Origin of the sequence: Streptomyces griseus, from assembly GCF_900460065.1 — a bacterium.
Taxonomy (GTDB): Bacteria; Actinomycetota; Actinomycetes; order Streptomycetales; family Streptomycetaceae; genus Streptomyces; species Streptomyces griseus.
This window is the reverse complement of the sequence record NZ_UAVD01000036.1, coordinates 47,435-68,046: the sequence shown is the minus strand read 5'-3', so window position 1 is coordinate 68,046 and position 20,612 is coordinate 47,435. Positions and strand designations below refer to the sequence as shown.

Here is a 20,612-nt window from a genome sequence, read left to right as displayed (position 1 = left end):
TTGTGCCGGGGGCTGACGAGGCCGAGGCAGGGGGACGGAGCGCGAGCGGAGTGAGGCCAAAGAGCAGAGAGCAGAGAGCGGAGGCCAGAGGGCCAGAGATGCAGAGTCCAGAGGGCCGGGGAGAGCGAAAGGCCGGGGGAGAGCAGGGGCGAGGCAAGGGCAGAGGGAGAGTGGGGGAGGGGAGAGGTATGGGCCGGAGGATGGAGTGTGGCGCGGACCGGAGGACGTGCCGTCCAGAAGGGCGCATCGCAGTCTGGATTGCACGCCGCATCGCGCGCCCCATCGTGATCCGGTGTGCGGGCCCCGGTGCTGACCGAGGGGTGGCGACGGTCTGGGTGGCTGTCGCCGCGGCCGGCCTCTGCACCGTGTTCGCCGTGGTGCTCGCCCTGGGACAGGCCGTGGCTGCCCGTCACCGGGCGGGTGGGGCCGCGGATCTGGCGGCCCTCGCGGCCGCGGACCGGGCGCTGGAAGGGGCGGTGGCCGCGTGCGGGACGGCCAGGCGAGTGGCCCTGGCGCAGGGGGCCGTGCTCGTTCGCTGCGTGGTGCGAGGGGAGATCGCCGATGTGACCGCCCGCTCGGGATTCGGGCCCTACCTGCCCGCTGTCAGGGCCCGGGCCGGCCCTCCCGTCGGTCCCGGGGACGGAGCGTCGGCCGGCAGCCGGGCTATGCCGGTCCGTCCGGTTCCGGGGGTGCCGCCCTGAGGAGTTCGGTGAGCAGGCGTACGGCTCCGCGTTTGTGCAGGGGCTCGTTGCCGTTGCCGCACTTGGGGGACTGGATGCAGGAGGGGCAGCCCGCCTCGCACTCGCAGGACGCGATGGCCTCCCGGGTCGCCGTCAGCCAGGTGCGGGCGGTGTGGAAGGCCCGCTCGGCGAATCCGGCGCCTCCCGGGTGGCCGTCGTAGACGAAGACCGTCGGCAGCAGCGTGTCCGGGTGCAGCGGTACGGACACGCCGCCGATGTCCCAGCGGTCGCAGGTGGCGAAGAGGGGAAGCAGTCCGATCGAGGCGTGTTCGGCGGCGTGGAGTGCGCCGCCGAGGATCTCCGGGTTGATGCGGGCGGCGTCGAGTTGGTCCTCGGTGACCGTCCACCAGACGGCGCGGGTGCGCAGCGTGCGGGGCGGCAGGTCGAGCTTCGTCTCGCCCAGGACCTCCCCGGTGATCAGCTTCCGGCGGAGGAAGGAGACGACCTGGTTGGTGACCTCGACGGAGCCGTAGCAGAGCCGTCCCTGGCCCCAGGGGATCTCGGTGTCGGTCTCCAGGACGGTGATGGCCGTGGTGTCGCGGGCGACCGTCGAGTACGGGGGTTCGGCCTGCTCGACGAGGGCCACGGAGTCCTCCAGGTCCAGTTTCCGGACCAGGTGGGTGCGGCCCTGGTGGAGATGGACGGCTCCCTCGTGGACGGCCGTGTGGGCGGCGGCCTCGTCGACGGTGCCCAGCAGCCGGCCGGTGCCCTCCTCGACGATCTGGACGGGGCGGCCGCCACCGCCCCGGATGTCGGCCAGGTCGGCGGCCCGTTCGCGGCGCGTCCAGTGCCAGCCCGACGCCCGTCTGCGCAGCAGTTTCGCCGCCTCCAGCTGCGGCAGCAGCTCGGGCACGGCCGGGCCGAAGAGGGCGATGTCGGGCTCGGTCAGCGGCAGCTCGGCAGCCGCGGCGCAGAGGTGGGGGGCGAGGACGTAGGGGTTGTCCGGGTCCAGCACCGTCGACTCCACGGGCTGCTGGAACAGGGCCTCGGGGTGGTGGACCAGGTACGTGTCCAGCGGGTCGTCCCGGGCCACGAGGACGGCCAGGGCGCCCTGCCCCGAGCGGCCGGCCCGGCCCGCCTGCTGCCAGAGGGACGCCCGCGTGCCCGGGTAGCCGGAGATGACGACCGCGTCGAGGCCGGAGACGTCGATGCCCAGTTCCAGGGCGGTGGTAGCCGCCAGACCGAGCAGTTCGCCGGAGTGCAGCGCCCGCTCCAGGGCCCGGCGCTCCTCGGGCAGGTAGCCCCCGCGGTAGGCGGCGACCCGCTTCGGCAGCGAGCGGTCGACCTCCGCGAGGCGCTCCTTGGCGATCATCGAGATCAGTTCCGCGCCGCGCCGGGAACGGACGAAGGCGACCGAGCGGACGTCCTGGAGGGTCAGGTCGGTGAGGAGGTCGGCGGTCTCGGCCGTGGCGGTCCGCCGAACGGGTGCGCCCTTCTCGCCGTGCAGGTCGGTCAGCGGGGGCTCCCACAGGGCGAAGACCAGCTCACCGCGCGGGGAGGCGTCGTCGGACACCTCCCGGACCGGCAGACCCGTCAGACGCCCGGCTGCGGCCGCGGGATCGGCCGCCGTGGCCGAGGCGAGCAGGAAGACCGGTTCGGCCCCGTAGCGGGCGCACAGACGGCGTAGCCGGCGCAGGACCTGGGCGACGTGGGAGCCGAAGACGCCCCGGTAGGTGTGGCACTCGTCGATCACGACGTACCGCAGGGCGCGCAGGAAGGACGCCCAGCGGGGGTGGGAGGGCAGTATGCCGCGGTGCAGCATGTCGGGGTTGGTCAGGACGTAGTTCGCGTACTGCCGCACCCATTCGCGTTCCTCGACGGGGGTGTCGCCGTCGTAGACCGCGGGCCTGACGGCGTGGCCGAGCGGGGCCGCGAGCGCCTTCACGGAGCGCCGCTGGTCGGCTGCCAGGGCCTTGGTGGGGGCGAGGTACAGGGCGGTGGCCCCGCGGCCGTTGGGGGCCTCCGAGCCGTCCAGCAGGGTGCTGAGGACCGGCGCGAGGTACGCGAGGGACTTCCCGGAGGCGGTCCCGGTGGCGATCACGACCGATTCGCCGTCCAGCGCGTGTTCCGCCGCGGTCGCCTGGTGGGCCCACGGATGGGCGATCCCGGCCCGTTCGATCGCCGAGATCACTTCTGGCCGGATGCGATCCGGCCAGATGGCATGGGTTCCCGATCGTGGGGGCAGGTGCTCCGTATGAGTGATGCGCGCGGCCCGGCCCGCCCCTGTGGCGAGCCGGTCGAGGATCATGGCGGGAGAGGGGCGGGAGCCCCCACTCTCGGGTGGTCGTCCGGGACGGTGATTCTTGGCCATCGGCACCGAGTGTGTCACTGGCGTGACGGACAATGGTCCCAAGGCGTCGTGCATGGCTGCTGGTAAGTGATTGAATGCCATCGCGGCTGGCGATCCGTCCCCTGGCCTCCGTCGGGGAGACCGAGGGGCGACCGCTCGATAGCAAGGTGCTGGAGGATCCGTGGACCTGTCCCTGTCGACTCGCAATGTGTCCGGGCCTGGTGGCGACCGTACGGTCGTCGAGGTCGGTGGCGAGATTGATGTGTATACCGCGCCCAAGCTGCGCGAGCAGTTGGTCGAGTTGGTGAATGACGGCAGCTACCACCTGGTTGTCGACATGGAAGGCGTCGACTTCCTCGACTCCACCGGCCTCGGCGTGCTCGTGGGCGGCTTGAAGCGTGTCCGGGCCCATGAGGGCTCGTTGCGCCTGGTCTGCAACCAGGAGCGCATTCTCAAGATCTTCCGGATCACGGGTCTGACCAAGGTGTTCCCGATTCACACCACGGTCGACGAGGCTGTCGCCGCCACCGACTGAGGTCGGAGCGGGTCGGCCCCCGGGCCGGTCGGCAGGCAGTGAGCAGGCCGGCAGCGGCAGCGTGTGGGCCGTGACGGGCAGGCGGTCGACCCTTGGGTCGGCTGTCGGCTTTGTCGGCTTCCGGAGGAGGAGAGCAGGGGTGCCGGGCGACATGCCCGGGGCCTCTGAGGCGTACGCCCGAACGTTTGAGGGGGATGTCATGGCCACCGTTGAACTCCGCTTCAGCGCCCAGCCTGAACATGTCAGGACGGCCCGCCTGGTGGCGGCCGCCGTGGCGCGCAGGGCCGGCGTCGACGAGGCGGTGCTCGACGAGGTCAGGCTCGCCGTCGGGGAGGCGTGCAGCCGCGCGGTCGGGCTGCATCGCAGCCACGGCATCACCGAGCCGGTCAGCGTCGCGTTGACCGAGGAGGAGAAGGCGTTCTCCATCGAGGTCGGGGACAGCGTTCCCGGCCCCGGCGGGGACCTCGCCACGTCCGGGTCGGGCAACAGCTCCGGCGACTCCGGAGCGGGGCCGGACCGGCCCGATCCCGAGACGGACGGTGAGGGCGAGGACGAGATGGGCCTCGCGGTCATCAGCGGTCTCGTCGACGACGTGGAGGTTCGATCCGGTGCGGGCGGCGGAGTGATCCGCATGAGCTGGCCGACGGCCGACGCCGCGGTGCGCCCCTGAAAGGTGGCGGGCCCCGTCGAGGGTCGGCACCTGCGCCGTGAGTCCTCATGCCGGCGTCTGAGGCGGCCTGTCCCCGCTCTGTCGGCTCCGCCCCCTACCGCTCGCGTACGCACGCGCACATGGCGGCGTCCGTCGTTCCTGTACCTCTGCCCGTGCTGCCGGACGCCGTGGACGCGGGAAGGCCATGGGACGTCGTGGCTGTGAGGCGCGGAGAGGCTGAGGCGCCGGGGTGGGGATTCGCCCTCCGGACCCCGGGAGGCGAGGATCGTGGGCGTCGAGCCGCGCGGATGATGTTTCGTTTTCCCGGGCCCTGCTGAGCAGGGCCTTTTTCTATGATTGCCTGCTTGATTGCCTGCTTGATTGCCTGCTTGATTGTCTGCGCGTAATGCGCCTGCCTCATTACTGCATTCGAGCAGAATCCCTCCGCTGATCTTTCGGCGTTAGGGGGAGGGTGGTCAATTCTCTTCCCGACCACTGTTTTGATCGGGTTCCGCTCCTTACAATCCGTCCACGACTTGAGCGCTGAGCGTCAAGGAGGACGTATGGCGGAGTTCTTCACCACCCCCATGGCAGCACTGACGCAAGAATCCGCACTTTCCGATCGACCCGTCTCCCTCGCGGCGGCGGTACTCACCGACGGCAACCGGCTGATCGTCATCGTGGTGGCGGTCGTCGCCGTCGCCGCGCTGATCGTCGCGCAGCTGCTCGTACGCCAGGTCCTGGCGGCCGGCGAGGGCACCGGGCGCATGAAGGAGATCGCCGCGGCGGTCCAGGAGGGCGCGAACGCCTACCTGGCCCGACAACTGCGCACGGTCGGTGTCTTCTCCGTCGTCGTGTTCTTCCTCTTGTTCCTGCTGCCGGCCGACAACTGGTCGCAGCGCGCCGGGCGTTCCCTCTTCTTTCTGGTCGGTGCGCTTTTCTCGGCGGCGACCGGATACATCGGCATGCGGCTCGCCGTACGGAGCAATGTGCGGGTGGCCGCTGCCGCGCGTGAGGCGACTCCGGCGGAAGGCGAGCCGGAAAAGGATCTCACCGCTGTCTCGCACAAAGCGATGAAGATCGCTTTCCGTACCGGTGGCGTGGTCGGAATGATCACGGTGGGTCTCGGCCTGCTCGGGGCCTCCTGCGTGGTGCTCGTCTACGCCGCCGACGCGCCCAAGGTGCTGGAGGGGTTCGGCCTGGGCGCGGCGCTGATCGCCATGTTCATGAGGGTCGGCGGCGGGATCTTCACGAAGGCGGCGGACGTGGGCGCCGACCTGGTGGGCAAGGTGGAGCAGGGCATCCCGGAGGACGACCCGCGCAACGCCGCCACCATCGCCGACAACGTGGGGGACAACGTCGGTGACTGCGCCGGCATGGCCGCCGACCTCTTCGAGTCGTACGCCGTGACGCTCGTCGCCGCGCTCATCCTCGGTACGGCCGCGTTCGGCGACTCCGGCCTCGCCTTCCCCCTGATGGTTCCGGCGATCGGCGTCGTCACCGCGATGATCGGGATCTTCGCCGTGGCCCCGCGCCGCGCCGACCGCAGTGGCATGACCGCGATCAACCGCGGCTTCTTCATCTCCGCCGTCATCTCACTCGCCCTGGTGGCCGTCGCCGCCTTCACCTACCTGCCCTCCTCCTACGCCGAGCTGGACGGGGTCACCGACGAGGCGATCGCCGGGCACGGTGGCGACCCGCGGATCTTCGCCCTGGTCGCGGTGGCCATCGGCATCGTCCTGGCGGCGCTCATCCAGCAGCTCACCGGCTACTTCACCGAGACCAACCGCCGCCCGGTGCGGGACATCGGGAAGTCCTCGCTCACCGGCCCGGCCACCGTGGTGCTCGCGGGCATCTCCATCGGCCTGGAATCGGCCGTGTACACCGCACTGCTGATCAGCCTGGGCGTCTACGGGGCGTTCCTGCTGGGCGGTACGTCGATCATGCTGGCCCTCTTCGCGGTCGCCCTCGCCGGGACGGGGCTCCTCACCACGGTGGGCGTCATCGTGGCCATGGACACCTTCGGGCCGGTCTCCGACAACGCCCAGGGCATCGCCGAGATGTCCGGGGACGTCACGGGGGCCGGCGCCCAGGTGCTCACCGACCTGGACGCGGTCGGCAACACGACCAAGGCCATCACCAAGGGCATCGCCATCGCCACCGCCGTCCTGGCGGCGGCGGCCCTCTTCGGGTCCTACCGCGACGCCATCGCCACGGCGGTGGAGGAGGTCGGGGCCGGGGCGGGCGAGCTGGGGCTGAGCCTGGACATCTCGCAGCCCAACAACCTCGTCGGCCTGATCCTGGGCGCCGCGGTCGTCTTCCTGTTCTCCGGGCTGGCCATCAACGCCGTGTCCCGGTCCGCCGGATCCGTGGTCTACGAGGTCAGGCGGCAGTTCCGCGAGCACCCCGGGATCATGGACCACTCGGAGAAACCGGAGTACGGGCGCGTCGTCGACATCTGCACCCGCGACGCCCTGCGCGAACTGGCCACGCCCGGCCTGCTCGCGGTCCTGGCGCCGATCGCGGTCGGCTTCACCCTCGGCGTCGGCGCCCTCGGCTCGTACCTCGCCGGGGCGATCGCCACGGGCACGCTGATGGCCGTGTTCCTCGCCAACTCCGGGGGCGCCTGGGACAACGCCAAGAAACTCGTCGAGGACGGCCACCACGGCGGCAAGGGCAGCGAGGCCCATGCCGCCACCGTGATCGGCGACACGGTCGGCGACCCGTTCAAGGACACCGCGGGTCCCGCGATCAACCCGCTGCTGAAGGTGATGAACCTGGTGGCCCTGCTCATCGCCCCGGCGATCGTGCAGTTCAGCTATGGGGCGGACGCCAACCCGTGGGTGCGGGCGCTGGTGGCCGTCGTCGCCATCGGGATCATCGTCGGCGCGGTCCATGTCTCCAGGCGGCGCGGCATCGCCGTGGGCGACGACGACGGCTCGGGTGGCGGCCCCTCGGTCCCCGCGCCCGATCCCGCGGCGGCCCCGTGAGCGTAACCAGGGTGGTGCGCCGGTTGCGTGTCCCGCGGGCGGTGTGACGCGAAATCAGGAAGCGGGCGGACGGCGCGCGCTGACGCGCCGTCCGCCCCGTCCTCCGCCCCGTTCTCCGCCCCGCCCTCGGCCCCGTCCTCCACCCTGCCTCCGGGCTGTCGCTGCTGTCTCCGGCCCGTTGGCCCGTGCCTGCCTCGTTGCGCACGCCCGGCCTCCGGATCCTCTCCGGCCTCGAACGTCGCTTCTCCGCCTCCTCCGTCGCCCGTCCCGATCCCTTTCGGATGAGTGATCGAGCGTGCGTCCGATTCTCGACGCGAGTGGCGTCTCCCTCATTTCCCTTGGTGCAAATGGCTTCAAAAGCATGCACACCGGATGACCGGCACCCGGCTGTCGTCCCCTCGACGTGTAAGTTCCGGGCCGAGAGCCTTGGAAGGGACCCATCCGGTGAACAAGAAGCTTGCAGCCGCACTGTCCGGCGGTGCGGTACTCGTACTGACGCTGTCGGGCTGCAGCGACGACAGTGACAACAAGGTCAACGACTGGGCCAAGAAGGTCTGCGACCAGGTTCAGCCGCAACTGCAGAAGATCGCCAACGCCAACGCGTCCATCCAGCAGCAGACCGCGGACAACAGCAAGCCCGCCGACGTCCAGAAGACCGACTCGGCCGCCTTCCAGCAGATCTCCCAGGCGTACAAGTCGTTGGGCGCCGCCGTGGACTCCGCCGGTCCGCCGCCGGTGGACGACGGCGAGACCACGCAGAAGGAAGCGGTCAAGGAGCTCAACGCCTCCTCCAAGGCGTACGCCGACCTCAAGACCGACGTCGACGCGCTCGACACGAAGGACCAGGCGAAGTTCGCCGACGGGCTGAAGGGCATCGCCGACGAGCTGAACAAGATCAGCACCAGCGGTGACCAGGCCCTGAAGAAGCTCCAGTCCGGTGAGGTCGGCGTCGCGATGTCGAAGCAGAAGGGCTGCCAGAAGCCGACTGCCTCGACCGGCCCCTCCGGCTCCTCGGCGGCCGGATCCGACGCCTCCGCCGAGGGCGCGGACGCCGACACGAGCGACTCGACGGAGAAGGGGGCCGCGGACAAGGGATCCGCGGACGAGGACTCCGCGGAGAAGAAGGGCTGAGCGCCGTTCTTCCGGCCCGGACACCCGGTGGGTGTCCGGGCCGCTGCCGTTGTGGGTGGGAGCGGACACAATGGGTGGGTGAGTAAGAGCAGCCTTCCCGCACCCGACCACGCCGCCGTCCTCCGTGAGGCCCTGCTCGCCGCGGACTTCACCGCGGACGGGCTCCTCGACCGCCTCGGCGCCCCCGCCTATGCCGCCCTCGCCCGCAGCGAGACGGTCCCCGCCCTGCGGGCCACCCGGGGTGACACCCCGCTCGACACGCTGGTGCGGCTGTTCCTGCTGCAACGTCCCGTCGCCGAGGAACGGGCACGGGCCGCCCTGCCGCTCGCCGAGTGCGTCGCGGACGGCTGGGTGACCCGGGCGGCGGACGACGGCACGGTCCGCGCGGGCGTCGACGTACGGCCGTACGGGGGGCCGGACGGCGAGGACTGGTTCATCGTGTCCGACCTCGGGTGCGCGGTCGGCGGCGCGGGCGGGATCGGCTCGCGCGAGGAGGGTGTCGTCCTCGGAGTCGGCGGAGCCTCCACCACCCTCGCCGGGATCACCGTCCGGGCCCCGGTCGCCTCCGCCCTCGACATCGGTACGGGCTCCGGCATCCAGGCGTTGCACGCCGCCCAGCACGCGAGCCGGGTCACCGCCACCGACCTCAACCCCCGTGCCCTGGAGTTCACCCGGCTCACCCTCGCCCTGTCCGGCGCCGCCCCCGCCGACCTGCGCGAGGGTTCCCTCTTCGAGCCGGTGGGCTCCGACACGTTCGACCTGATCGTCTCCAACCCGCCGTTCGTCATCTCGCCGGGCGCCCGTCTCACCTACCGGGACGGCGGCATGGGCGGCGACGACCTGTGCCGGGCGCTGGTGCAGCAGTCCGGCGCCCATCTGAACGAGGGGGGCTACGCCCAGTTCCTCGCCAACTGGCAGCACGTGGAGGGCGAGGAGTGGCAGGACCGGCTGCGCTCCTGGGTGCCGTACGGCTGTGACGCCTGGATCGTCCAGCGCGAGGTCCAGGACGTCACGCAGTACGCCGAGCTGTGGCTGCGGGACAGCGGCGACCACCGCAGCGACCCGGCCGAGTACGCCGAGCGGTACGAGGCGTGGCTCGACGAGTTCGAGGCGCGGGGCGCCACGGCCGTCGGGTTCGGCTGGATCACCCTGCGCAAGTCCGCCGCGGCCGAGGCCGGGAACCCCTCGATCCTGGTCGAGGAGTGGCCGCACGCGGTGCAGCAGCCGCTCGGGCAGGCCGTCCAGGAGCATTTCGCCCGCCAGGACTACCTCCGAGACCAGGACGACGCGGCGCTCCTCGCCGGCCACTTCGTCCTCGCCGCCGAGGTCGTGCAGGAGCAGGTCGGCCTGCCGGGCGCGGAGGACCCCGAGCATGTGGTGCTGCGTCAGCACCGCGGCATGATGCGGGCGACCAAGGTCGACGCGGTGGCCGCCGGGTTCGCCGGTGTGTGCGACGGTTCGCTGCCCGCCGGGCGGATCCTGGACGCCATCGCGCAGTTGATGGCGGAGGACCCGGTGCTCCTGCGCGACCGCACCCCGCAGGCGATCCGGCTCCTGGTCGAGGAGGGCTTCCTGGAACCGGCGCCCGCCGCCGTGCCGCGGGGCCAGTAGGGCGGGATCGGGCCGCCCGTACGAAGGAAGGTGCGAGGGGGAGGCCGAGTCCGTAGGGCGGTGACCGTCGCCGTACACCGGTACGGGGCGGGTGACCGCCGCCGTCTTCCGGTACGCGGCAGGGGTGCTCCCCGGTCGGGCGGCGCCGCCCTCCCCACCAGTGGCTTCCCGTGAGGCGCGTCCTCCGGCGCCCCCTGCGCGCGCGTTCCGGTCGTGGGGTCCCCGGGCGGTCCCCGGGCCGTCGCCGCGCGGTCCGTACGCGGCCGATGCGGTCCGTACGCGGTCGACGCGGTCCGGATGCGGCCGTTGGGGTTCCGCCGGTCGGCGGGGGAGTGCTGTTCACCCCGGGTTCGTGTGGGCGATGCCCCGGGGTGACAACCTCCCCGTGCCGGGCCGCCGAGGTCCGGCTCCGGGACCGGCCGGCCCGCCCGCCCCGGGCGGTTCGCCACGACGGTCCGGGAGTACGACATGGAGAGCGTCTCAGCAGTCTTCGCCGGTACGGCCCTGGCGCTGTTCGGCGCCGCCCTCCTGATCTGGACAGGGGCGCGAGCCCTGCACCGCGCGCCGGTGGCGCACGGTGTGAGCCCCGTCGCCTCCACCGCGCTCACGACCCTCTTCGGCGTGGTTTTCCTCGGCCTCGGCGTGTGGTGCTACACGCTCGTCTGATCCCCGCTCCCGGCAGGGCGGCGCCCGGTCCGCCGGTCGCCCGGCGGACACCGCGACCACCTCCGAAAAGACGCCGGCCAAGCCTCCGCGTGGTGCGGACCCGGCGGTCCGGGCGGCAGGAATGGCGGAAGTCGGGTTACCGTTCGAGTGGCCGTTGCGGGCTTTTGCCGTTTGACACGGGGGCGGGTTGTACCGTCACACTCCGCAGCGACAGCACCGCGGGCGGCGTCATGACGCCGCCCGGATGCCCATCGAGTGTCGACCGGAGAGAAGAGCGAAGTTGTCCCCGACCAGCGAGACCGCACAGGGCGGCCGCCGACTCGTCATCGTCGAGTCGCCTGCCAAGGCGAAGACGATCAAGGGCTATCTCGGCCCCGGATACGTCGTCGAGGCGAGCGTCGGGCACATCCGCGACCTCCCGAACGGCGCGGCCGAGGTGCCGGACGAGTACACCGGCGAGGTCCGCCGCCTCGGGGTGGACGTCGAGCACGACTTCCAGCCCATCTATGTCGTCAACGCCGACAAGAAGGCGCAGGTCAGGAAGCTCAAGCAGCTGCTGGCCGAGTCCGATGAACTCTTCCTCGCCACCGATGAGGACCGCGAGGGCGAAGCCATCGCGTGGCACCTCCAGGAAGTCCTGCGGCCCAAGGTCCCGGTCCACCGGATGGTCTTCCACGAGATCACCAAGGACGCGATCCGGGCCGCCGTCGCCAACCCGCGCGAGCTCAACCAGCGCATGGTCGACGCCCAGGAGACCCGCCGCATCCTCGACCGCCTCTACGGCTACGAGGTCTCGCCGGTCCTGTGGAAGAAGGTCATGCCGAAGCTCTCGGCGGGCCGCGTCCAGTCCGTCGCCACCCGCCTCGTCGTCGAGCGGGAGCGCGAGCGCATCGCCTTCCGCTCCGCCGAGTACTGGGACCTGACCGGAAAGTTCGCCACCGGCCGCACCGGTGACGCCTCCGACCCCTCGAACCTCACCGCCCGCCTCAGCGCGGTCGACGGCCGCCGCATCGCCCAGGGCCGCGACTTCGGCCCCGACGGGCAGCTCAAGGCCGGCTCCGCCCAGACCCTGCACCTGGACGAGACGAACGCCCGCGCGCTCGCCGCCGCGCTCGCCGACTCCTCCTTCACGGTCCGGTCCGTCGAGTCGAAGCCGTACCGCCGCTCCCCGTACGCCCCCTTCCGGACGACGACCCTCCAGCAGGAGGCGAGCCGCAAGCTGGGCTTCGGGGCGAAGGCCACCATGCAGGTGGCGCAGAAGCTGTACGAGAACGGCTTCATCACCTATATGCGTACCGACTCCACGACCCTCTCGGACACCGCGGTCGCCGCGGCCCGGGCCCAGGTCACGCAGTTGTACGGGGCGAGCTACCTCCCCGAGAAGCCGCGTACGTACGCCGGGAAGGTCAAGAACGCGCAGGAGGCGCACGAGGCGATCCGCCCCTCCGGCGACCGCTTCCGCACCCCCGCCGAGACCGGCCTCACCGGCGACCAGTTCCGGCTCTACGAGCTGATCTGGAAGCGGACCGTCGCCTCCCAGATGAAGGACGCCACCGGTAACTCGGTCACCGTCAAGATCGGTGGCCGGGCGAGCGACGGCCGCGACGCCGAGTTCTCGGCCTCCGGCAAGACGATCACCTTCCACGGCTTCATGAAGGCGTACGTCGAGGGCGCCGACGACCCGAACGCCGAGCTGGACGACCGCGAGCGCCGGCTGCCGCAGGTGGCCGAGGGCGACGCCCTGTCCGCCGACGAGATCACGGTCGACGGGCACGCCACCAAGCCCCCGGCCCGCTACACCGAGGCCTCGCTGGTCAAGGAACTGGAGGAGCGCGAGATCGGCCGCCCCTCCACGTACGCCTCGATCATCGGGACCATCCTGGACCGCGGTTACGTCTTCAAGAAGGGCACGGCTCTCGTCCCGTCGTTCCTGTCCTTCGCCGTGGTCAACCTGCTGGAGAAGCACTTCGGCCGGCTCGTCGACTACGACTTCACCGCCCGCATGGAGGACGACCTCGACCGCATCTCGCGGGGCGAGGCCCAGTCCGTGCCGTGGCTCAAGCGCTTCTACTTCGGCGCCGACGCCGGTGACGACACCGCCGGAGCCGGATCGGCCTCCGACGCGGGCAACGGCGACGGCGACCACCTCGGAGGCCTGAAGGCCCTGGTCACCGACCTCGGCGCGATCGACGCCCGGGAGATCTCCTCCTTCCCGGTCGGCAACGACATCAAGCTCCGCGTCGGCCGCTACGGCCCGTACATCGAGCGGGGCGAGAAGGACGCCGAGGGCCACCAGCGGGCCGACGTGCCCGAGGACCTGGCCCCCGACGAGCTGACCGTCGAGCTCGCCGAGGAACTGCTGGCCAAGCCCAGCGGCGACTTCGAGCTGGGCGCCGACCCGGCGACCGGCAACCAGATCATCGCCAAGGACGGACGCTACGGCCCGTACGTCACCGAGGTGCTGCCCGAGGGGACGCCGAAGACCGGCAAGAACGCGGTGAAGCCGCGGACCGCCTCCCTCTTCAAGTCCATGTCCCTGGACACGGTCACCCTCGCCGACGCCCTCAAGCTGATGTCGCTGCCGCGCGTCGTCGGCGAGGACGCCGAGGGTGTGGAGATCACCGCGCAGAACGGCCGCTACGGCCCGTATCTGAAGAAGGGCACCGACTCCCGGTCGCTGACCTCCGAGGACCAGCTTTTCGACATCACCCTCGAAGAGGCCCTCGCGATCTACGCCCAGCCCAAGCAGCGCGGCCGGGCCGCCGCCAAGCCGCCGCTGAAGGAGCTGGGCACCGACCCGGTCAGCGGTGCGCCGGTCGTGGTGAAGGACGGCCGCTTCGGCGCGTACGTCACCGACGGCGAGACCAACGCGACGCTGCGGACCGGTGACAGCGTCGAGGAGATCACGCCGGAGCGCGGCTACGAGCTGCTCGCCGAGAAGCGTGCCAAGGGGCCCGCCAAGAAGAAGACGGCCAAGAAGGCCCCCGCGAAGAAGGCGACGGCCAAGAAGACGGCCGCGAAGAAGACGACGGCCACCAAGACCGCGGCCGCCAAGAAGACCACGGCCAAGAAGACCACGACGGCCAAGAAGGCGACGACCCAGAAGGCGACGGCCACCAAGACCGCCGCCAAGAAGACGACGTCCGCCTCCGCCGCCCCGTCGGACGACTGACCCCGGCACCGCGCGGACCGCACCCCGCCGCCCGGCGCCTAGCGCCTCGTCCACCAGCCTTCACGCCCCGTCGCCCGGCACCGCGCACAGGTGCCGGGCGACGGGCGCAAGAGGGTCTCGGGCACCATGGCCGGAAGCCGTCTGCGTCCATATGTTCGGACGGGCCGACGGTCACCGCACCGCTGCCGATAGGCTGGGCGGATGACGCGAGCCGAGCAGCCAACGGTCGTGAGCCCCACCTCCGACACACTTGCCGCAGACTCACGCGAGCGCGCCGTACGGGCCCTGTTGCGCATTCCCCCGCTCAAGCGGTTGTGGAGTGCCCAGCTCGTCGGCGGTATCGGCGATGCACTCGCCCTTCTCGTGCTGGTGCTGCTGTCGCTGCAAGCGGCGGTCCTTGAGGGCTCATTCGGCACCGGATACCGCGGGGCGGCCTTCGCCGTCGCCGCCGTCTTCGGTGCCCGGATCCTTTCCACCCTGTTCTTCGGAGCCGTACTCCTGGGACCCCTGACGTCCCTCACGGGGCCCGGCGGAAAGCTGGACCGACGATGGCTGATGATCGGGGCGGACGGGCTGCGCCTGGCGCTCCTGGTCATCGCCCCGCTGTGGATCGACTGGACGCCCGACAAGGCGCTCATGATGATCCTCATCACCGTCTTCGTGACCGGCGCCGGTGAGCGCCTGTGGGCCGTGGCCAAGGACAGCGCCGCCCCGGCGCTGCTGCCGGCCCCGCCCCTCGAAGGCGCCGCCGTACGCCCCCTGCCCGACCACCTCGACGCCCTGCGCCGCCTGTCGCTGCGGACGAACTTCCTCGCCGTGCCCGCCGCCGCGGTGGTCCTGCTGGCCGCCACACTGGTCGGCAACCTCCTCGGCTCGGGCCTGGAGTGGTTCTCCTTCCACCAGGCGGCCCTGGGTTCCTACGTCGCGGCCGGACTCTTCTCCGCATCCATCTCCGTCCTCTACTTCCTCGAGTTCCCGGCCGCGCAGACGCCCCGGCCGCGCTCCCCGCTGGAGGGCCTGCGCCGCCCCACCACCGGCAACGGCCCCGACAAGGGCCGCACCGGTGCGGCACCCCTGCTGGTCGCGGTCTGCGCGCTCCTCGCCGGAGCCGTCGCGGCCGCCGCGGCGGTCTCCGTACTGCACGCCCACGACCTCGGGGGCGGGCCCGCGACGTTCGCTCTGCTGGTCCTCGGACTGACCGGTGGCACCGCCCTCGGCATCCGCACCGCGCGCCACGTGCTGCCCGCCCTGTCCCGCCGCCGTCTGCTGGCGCTGGCCCTCATGGTCACCGGCCTCGCGCTCCTCGCGCTCGGCCTGGTGCCGGACACCGCGACCGAGATCGCCATCGCCCTCCTCGCCGGTTACGCCGCCGGGGTCGCCGCGAACACCGGGCACACCCTGATCGACCAGGAGACCGAGCCCTTCCGGCAGGCCCGGACCACCGAGCACCTCCAGGCCGTCGTCCGGGTGCTCGTCGCGCTCGGCGCGGTCGCCGGCCCCCTGCTGGCCGCCGCCATCGGGCGGCACCGCCTGGTCGCCGGCGACTTCGTCTTCGCCCACGGCGGGGCCGCGTTCACCCTGATGCTGCTCGGCGCGCTGCTGCTGCCCGTCGCCGCGCTCGTCCTCGCCAAGACGGACGACCGGGCGGGTGTGCCGCTGCGCCGGGACCTGCGCGAGGCGCTGCGCGGCGGCGACCCGGCGGTCGCACCCGCCGCCACCGGCTTCTTCCTCGCCCTGGAGGGCGGCGACGGAGCGGGCAAGTCCACCCAGGTCGAGGCGCTCGCCGACTGGATCCGGTCCAAGGGCCACGAGGTCGTCGTCACCCGCGAGCCCGGGGCCACCCCCATCGGCAAGCGGCTCCGCTCGATCCTGCTCGACGTGTCGTCCGCCGGTCTGTCCAACCGGGCCGAGGCCCTGCTGTACGCCGCCGACCGCGCCGAGCACGTCGACTCCGTCGTCCGCCCGGCGCTGGAGCGCGGCGCGATCGTCATCTCCGACCGCTACATCGACTCGTCCGTGGCCTACCAGGGCGCGGGCCGGGACCTGGCCCCGACCGAGATCGCCCGGATCTCGCGGTGGGCGACGAGCGGCCTCGTACCGCATCTGACGGTGCTGCTGGACGTCGACCCGGCGACCGCGCGGGAGCGGTTCACCGAGGCGCCGGACCGGCTGGAGTCGGAGCCGGCCGCATTCCACGAGCGGGTGCGGTCCGGATTCCTGACCCTGGCCGCCGCCGACCCGACGCGCTACCTCGTGGTGGACGCCGGCCAGGAGCCGGAGTCGATCACCACGGTCGTACGCCACCGGCTCGACCAGCTCCTGCCGCTCTCCGAGGCCGAGATCGAGGCCATCGAGGAGGCCCGTCGCCAGGCCATCGAGGAGGCCCGGCGCAAGGCGGAGGAAGAGGCCGCCCGCAAGGCCGAGGAGGAGCGCCTGGAGAAGGAGCGCCAGGAGCAGCTCGCCCGGCTGCGCGCCGAGGAGGAGGAGCGCAAGCAGCGCGAACTGGAGGAGGCCCGCCGCCGCGAGGCCGAGCGCCAGGCGGAGGAGGCCCGGCAGCGCGCCGAGGAGGCCCGCCGCCGCGCGGAGGAGGACCGCCGCCGGCTGGAGGCCGAGGAACGGGCCCGCGAGGCCGAGCAGGAGCGCCTGCGCAAGCAGGCCGCGGAGGAGGCGCGGCTCCGCAAGGAGGCCGAGGCGCAGCGGCTGGAGAAGCAGCGCAAGGCCGAAGAGGCCCTGATGCGCGCCGAGGAGGCCCGCCGCCGGGCCGAGGCCGAGGCCGCGGCCCGTACGGAGGCGGCTCGTGCCGAGGCCGAGCGGGCGGAGGCCCAGCGGGCGGAAGCCGAGCGGGCCGAGGCGGCGGAGGCGTCCCGTGCCTCTCGTACGGAGACCTCCTCGCGGTCGTCCTCGCGTTCCGAGGGCCCGTCCGTTCCGGAGAACGAGATCACGGTGCCCACACCGATCGTGAGCCCGAACGAGATCACGCAGCCGGTGCCGGCGGTCCGGCCGGAGGACGACCGTCCGTCCGGATCCGGGACGGGCACGGACGCGGGCGCGCGTTCGGACTCCGCCCTGCCGGACGACGAGACGGCGATGCTGCCGCGCGTCACCGACGAGCGGCCGGCGGACCGGCGGCAGGACCGGGACGCGGAGGAGACGGCCGTGCTGCCGCCGGTCCCCGCCGACCGGCCCTCCGACCGGGTGCCCCGGGGCTTCTTCCGGGACGACAGCCCGGCGCCCCCGCCCGCGGAGAGCGAGAACGAGCGCACCCGGGAACTGCCGCAGATCGAGGACCCGAACGCGGGTGGGTCGCCCGACCGGCAGCAGGGCCGCCGCAAGCGCCCCCGCCCGGACTGGGCGGAGGAGACTCCGCTGGATGATCTGCCGACCCTGGCGGACGAGCTGCTCGGGGGCCAGGACGACGACGGCCCCCGGGGCCGGGGACGTCGCCCGCGCGGCTGACGGCCCCGCCCCACCGCCGACGGTGACGTCCCGGCCCGTCCGTCCCTCCGGGGGCGGGCGGGCCGGACTGTCGGTGGCGTCCTCCACAATGGAGAGCGACGAGGCGGACAGCGCTCCGTGCCCCTCCCGCAAAACGGCGTGTCCACGTCGTGGATACCTGGTGGACACGACGTGCGATGACGCGGGACCGACATACGGCGACACGGAACGGACGTGCAACGACACGTAACGGACGTACAGCAACACGGAACGCTCGACGCCACCCCGCCGCACCACAACACGCCGCACCACAGCTCGGCACGACACCACCGGAAGGGCGGTGACCCATGACCGTATGGGACGACCTGGTCGGACAGATCCGCGTGCAGGAACAGCTCGCCGCCGCCGCCAAGGACGCCGACGCTCTGGTCACCGCCGTGTCCGACGGCAAGCCGCTGGACCAGGGCTCGAAGATGACGCACGCCTGGCTGTTCACCGGACCGCCCGGCTCCGGCCGCTCCACGGCGGCACGGGCCTTCGCCGCCGCGCTCCAGTGCACGAGCCCGGACCGGGCGCTGGGCGGCGCCCCGGGCTGCGGTTTCTGCGACGGCTGCCACACCAGCCTGATCGGTACCCACGCCGACGTCGAGATCATCCGTACGGACCTCCTCTCCATCGGCGTGAAGGAGACCCGCGACCTGGTCAGGCGCGCCCAGCTCTCCCCGGCGGTCGGCCGGTGGCAGGTCATCGTGATGGAGGACGCCGACCGCCTCACCGAGGGCGCGGGCAACGTCCTGCTGAAGGCCGTCGAGGAGCCCGCGCCGCGCACGGTCTGGATGCTGTGCGCCCCCTCGCTCGAAGACGTCCTGCCCACGATCCGGTCCCGCTGCCGGCACCTCACCCTGAGCACCCCGCCGGTGGAGGCGGTGGCCGACGTCCTGATCCGCCGCGACGGCGTCGACCCCGAGCGGGCGCACTCCGCGGCGCGCGCCACCCAGGGGCACATCGGCCGGGCCCGCCGTCTCGCGACGGACGAGCGGGCGCGGGCGCGGCGGGCGGCGGTGCTGAAGGTTCCGCTGCGGGTCGCCGACGTCGGAGGCTGCCTCAAGGCGGCCCAGGAACTGATCGACACGGCCACCGAGGACGCCAAGCAGATGGCGGAGGAGGTCGACGCCAAGGAGACCGAGGACCTCAAGGCGGCGCTCGGCGGGGTGGCCGGGGGCCGGATGCCGCGCGGCACGGCGGGGGCGATGAAGGAGCTGGAGGACAAGCAGAAGCGCCGCAAGACGCGTACGCAGCGCGACAGCCTGGACCTGGCCCTGACCGAGCTGACCGGGTTCTACCGCGATGTGCTGGCACTCCAGCTGGGTTCCAGGCTGGCCATCGCCAACGTCGACGTCCAGGACTCCCTCGACCGGATCGCGGAGTCCTCGACGCCCGCGGCGACCCTGCGCAGGATCGAGTCGGTGATCGCCTGCCGCGAGGCGATGGACCGCAACGTGGCGCCGCTGCTCGCGGTGGAGGCGATGACGATGGCGCTGCGGGCGGGCTGAAGGCTTCCACGACAGTCCCCGTTCACCCGAATGAGCAGGGAATCGGACGACTCGTCACCCGGCGGATACGCTCCCTGAATGGATACCAGGCGGCTGCTCCGCACCTTCGCCATCGGGATCGGCACTGCCGGCCTCCTCATCTCCGGCTGCAGTGGCAGCGGCTCCTCGCCGAGCGCCTCGGCCACCGGCACCGCGGCCCCCGAGGGGCTGTCGTCGTACTACGCGCAGAAGCTGAGCTGGCGCGACTGCGGGGTGGAGGGGTTCGAGTGCGCGACGATGAAGGCGCCGAAGGACTACGACAAGCCGGGTGACGGCGACATCGACCTCGCCGTCTCCCGCAAGAAGGCGACGGGACCGGGCAAGCGGATCGGCTCCCTCCTGGTCAATCCGGGCGGCCCCGGCGGCTCCGCGATCGGCTATCTCCAGGGGTACGCGGCGCTCGGCTACCCGGCCCAGGTGAGGGCCCGCTACGACATGGTCGCGATCGACCCGCGCGGCGTGGCCCGCAGCGAACCCGTCGAATGCCTCACGGGACCGGAGATGGACGCCTACACCCAGGTCGACCAGACGCCCGACGACGAGGCGGAGGTCAAGAAGCTCACCGGCGCCTTCGAGAAGTTCGCGGCGGGCTGCGAGAAGCGGAGCGGCGAGATCCTCCCGTACGTCTCCACCGTCGACACGGCGCGCGACATGGACGTCCTGCGGGCCCTGCTCGACGACGAGAAGCTGAACTACGTCGGAGCGTCGTACGGGACCTTCCTCGGCGCCACCTACGCGGACCTCTTCCCGGAGCGTTCGGGCCGCCTCGTCCTGGACGGGGCGATGGACCCCTCCCTGAAGGCCGTCGACATGAACCGCGACCAGACGGCGGGCTTCGAAGGGGCCTTCCAGTCGTTCGCCGCCGACTGCGTGAAGCAGCCGGACTGCCCGCTCGGCACCACGTCCACCGCCGACGCGGCGACCGCGCTGAAGCAGATCTTCGCGGACCTGGACGCCCAGCCGATCCCGACCGGCGACGACCGCAAGCTGGGCGAGTCCCTGGCCACCACCGGGGTGATCGCCGCCATGTACGACGAGGCGGCCTGGCCGCAGCTCCGCGAGGCGCTGGCCGGCGCGCAGCGCAGCGACGGCTCCGGCCTGCTGTCCCTGGCCGACAGCTACTACGAGCGCGAGCCGAACGGGAAGTACGCGAACCTGATGTTCGCCAACGCCGCGGTGAACTGCCTCGACCTGCCGCCCGCCTTCGACGGCCCCGACGCGGTCGAGAAGGCGGTCCCGGACTTCGAGAAGGCCTCCCCGGTCTTCGGGCGCGGCTTCGCCTGGGCCTCCCTGAACTGCGCCTACTGGCCCACCGACGCCACGGGCACCCCGCACCGCACCGAGGCGAAGGGCGCCGACCCGATCGTCGTCGTCGGCACCACCCGCGACCCGGCCACCCCGTACAAGTGGTCCGAGGCCCTCGCCGAGCAGCTCTCCTCCGGCGTCCTGCTCACCTACGAGGGCGACGGCCACACCGCGTACGGCCGGGGCAGCGACTGCATCGACACGGCGATCAACACGTACCTCCTGGAGGGCACCCCGCCCACCGACGGCAAGAAGTGCACCTGACCTCCCTCCTCCCCTCAGACCCGCCCTGACCAGCGCAAACGCCTCCGGGGCCGCCGTGTGCGGAGCACCCCCGGAAACTGTGTAGACTTGGCCCCGCTGCTGATCGCACCATGGTGCGACAGGGCGCGCCGCCTTAGCTCAGTTGGCCAGAGCAACGCACTCGTAATGCGTAGGTCTCGGGTTCGAATCCCGAAGGCGGCTCAGTTGAACCCCAGGTCACGTAGCTTGTGAC

General features: G+C 72.1%; 12 protein-coding genes and 1 tRNA gene. 12 read left to right on the top strand and 1 reads right to left on the bottom strand.

All coding sequences use genetic code 11. The features are described 5' to 3' along the window. Positions 1–188 precede the first annotated feature (188 nt). The gene (locus DTB53_RS26045; RefSeq protein WP_106431700.1) at positions 189–701 is read left to right on the top strand and encodes an Rv3654c family TadE-like protein; all 513 of its coding nucleotides are present in this window, start codon (positions 189–191) and stop codon (positions 699–701) included. Here DTB53_RS26045 and DTB53_RS26040 read toward each other — a convergent pair. Further along, the gene (locus DTB53_RS26040) at positions 664–3,132 is read right to left on the bottom strand and encodes a DEAD/DEAH box helicase (RefSeq protein ID WP_075025225.1); all 2,469 of its coding nucleotides are present in this window, start codon (positions 3,130–3,132) and stop codon (positions 664–666) included. The two genes, DTB53_RS26045 and DTB53_RS26040, sit on opposite strands and share 38 nt — an antisense overlap. Before the next feature lie 79 nt (positions 3,133–3,211). On the opposite strand from DTB53_RS26040, the gene DTB53_RS26035 reads away from it, so the two are divergent. The 11 genes from DTB53_RS26035 (at position 3,212) to DTB53_RS25980 (ending at position 20,581) form a co-directional block, all read left to right on the top strand. After that, a complete protein-coding gene (locus DTB53_RS26035; RefSeq protein WP_003967428.1) occupies positions 3,212–3,565 on the top strand; it encodes an STAS domain-containing protein in 354 nt (117 codons plus the stop codon). Positions 3,566–3,764: 199 nt separating this feature from the next. Continuing rightward, the gene (locus tag DTB53_RS26030; RefSeq protein WP_012379796.1) at positions 3,765–4,235 is read left to right on the top strand and encodes an ATP-binding protein; all 471 of its coding nucleotides are present in this window, start codon (positions 3,765–3,767) and stop codon (positions 4,233–4,235) included. A 542-nt stretch (positions 4,236–4,777) separates the two neighbouring features. After that, positions 4,778–7,204, top strand: coding sequence for a sodium-translocating pyrophosphatase (locus tag DTB53_RS26025; RefSeq protein ID WP_042496554.1), 2,427 nt, complete (start codon positions 4,778–4,780; stop codon positions 7,202–7,204). Between the two features lie 444 nt (positions 7,205–7,648). Continuing rightward, entirely contained in the window at positions 7,649–8,335 is a 687-nt protein-coding gene (locus DTB53_RS26015) for a hypothetical protein (RefSeq protein WP_030701059.1), read from the top strand. Positions 8,336–8,413: 78 nt separating this feature from the next. Further along, positions 8,414–9,946, top strand: a complete 1,533-nt coding sequence (locus DTB53_RS26010; RefSeq protein WP_042496550.1) for a DUF7059 domain-containing protein — start codon at positions 8,414–8,416, stop codon at positions 9,944–9,946. Between the two features lie 468 nt (positions 9,947–10,414). After that, positions 10,415–10,612 carry a hypothetical protein gene (locus tag DTB53_RS26005; protein WP_003967423.1) on the top strand — a complete coding sequence of 66 codons (198 nt, stop codon included), beginning with the start codon at positions 10,415–10,417 and terminating at the stop codon, positions 10,610–10,612. Between the two features lie 280 nt (positions 10,613–10,892). After that, a complete protein-coding gene (topA, locus tag DTB53_RS26000; protein WP_012379792.1) occupies positions 10,893–13,784 on the top strand; it encodes a type I DNA topoisomerase in 2,892 nt (963 codons plus the stop codon). Between the two features lie 201 nt (positions 13,785–13,985). After that, positions 13,986–17,240, top strand: coding sequence for a dTMP kinase (gene tmk / locus DTB53_RS25995; RefSeq protein ID WP_003967421.1), 3,255 nt, complete (start codon positions 13,986–13,988; stop codon positions 17,238–17,240). A 326-nt stretch (positions 17,241–17,566) separates the two neighbouring features. Further along, positions 17,567–18,772, top strand: a complete 1,206-nt coding sequence (locus tag DTB53_RS25990) for a DNA polymerase III subunit delta' (protein ID WP_012379791.1) — start codon at positions 17,567–17,569, stop codon at positions 18,770–18,772. 78 nt (positions 18,773–18,850) lie between these two features. Next, on the top strand, positions 18,851–20,380 hold the full coding sequence (locus tag DTB53_RS25985; protein ID WP_012379790.1) for an alpha/beta hydrolase: 1,530 nt from the start codon (positions 18,851–18,853) through the stop codon (positions 20,378–20,380). A 127-nt stretch (positions 20,381–20,507) separates the two neighbouring features. Continuing rightward, positions 20,508–20,581 (top strand) — tRNA-Thr (locus tag DTB53_RS25980). Positions 20,582–20,612 lie beyond the last annotated feature (31 nt).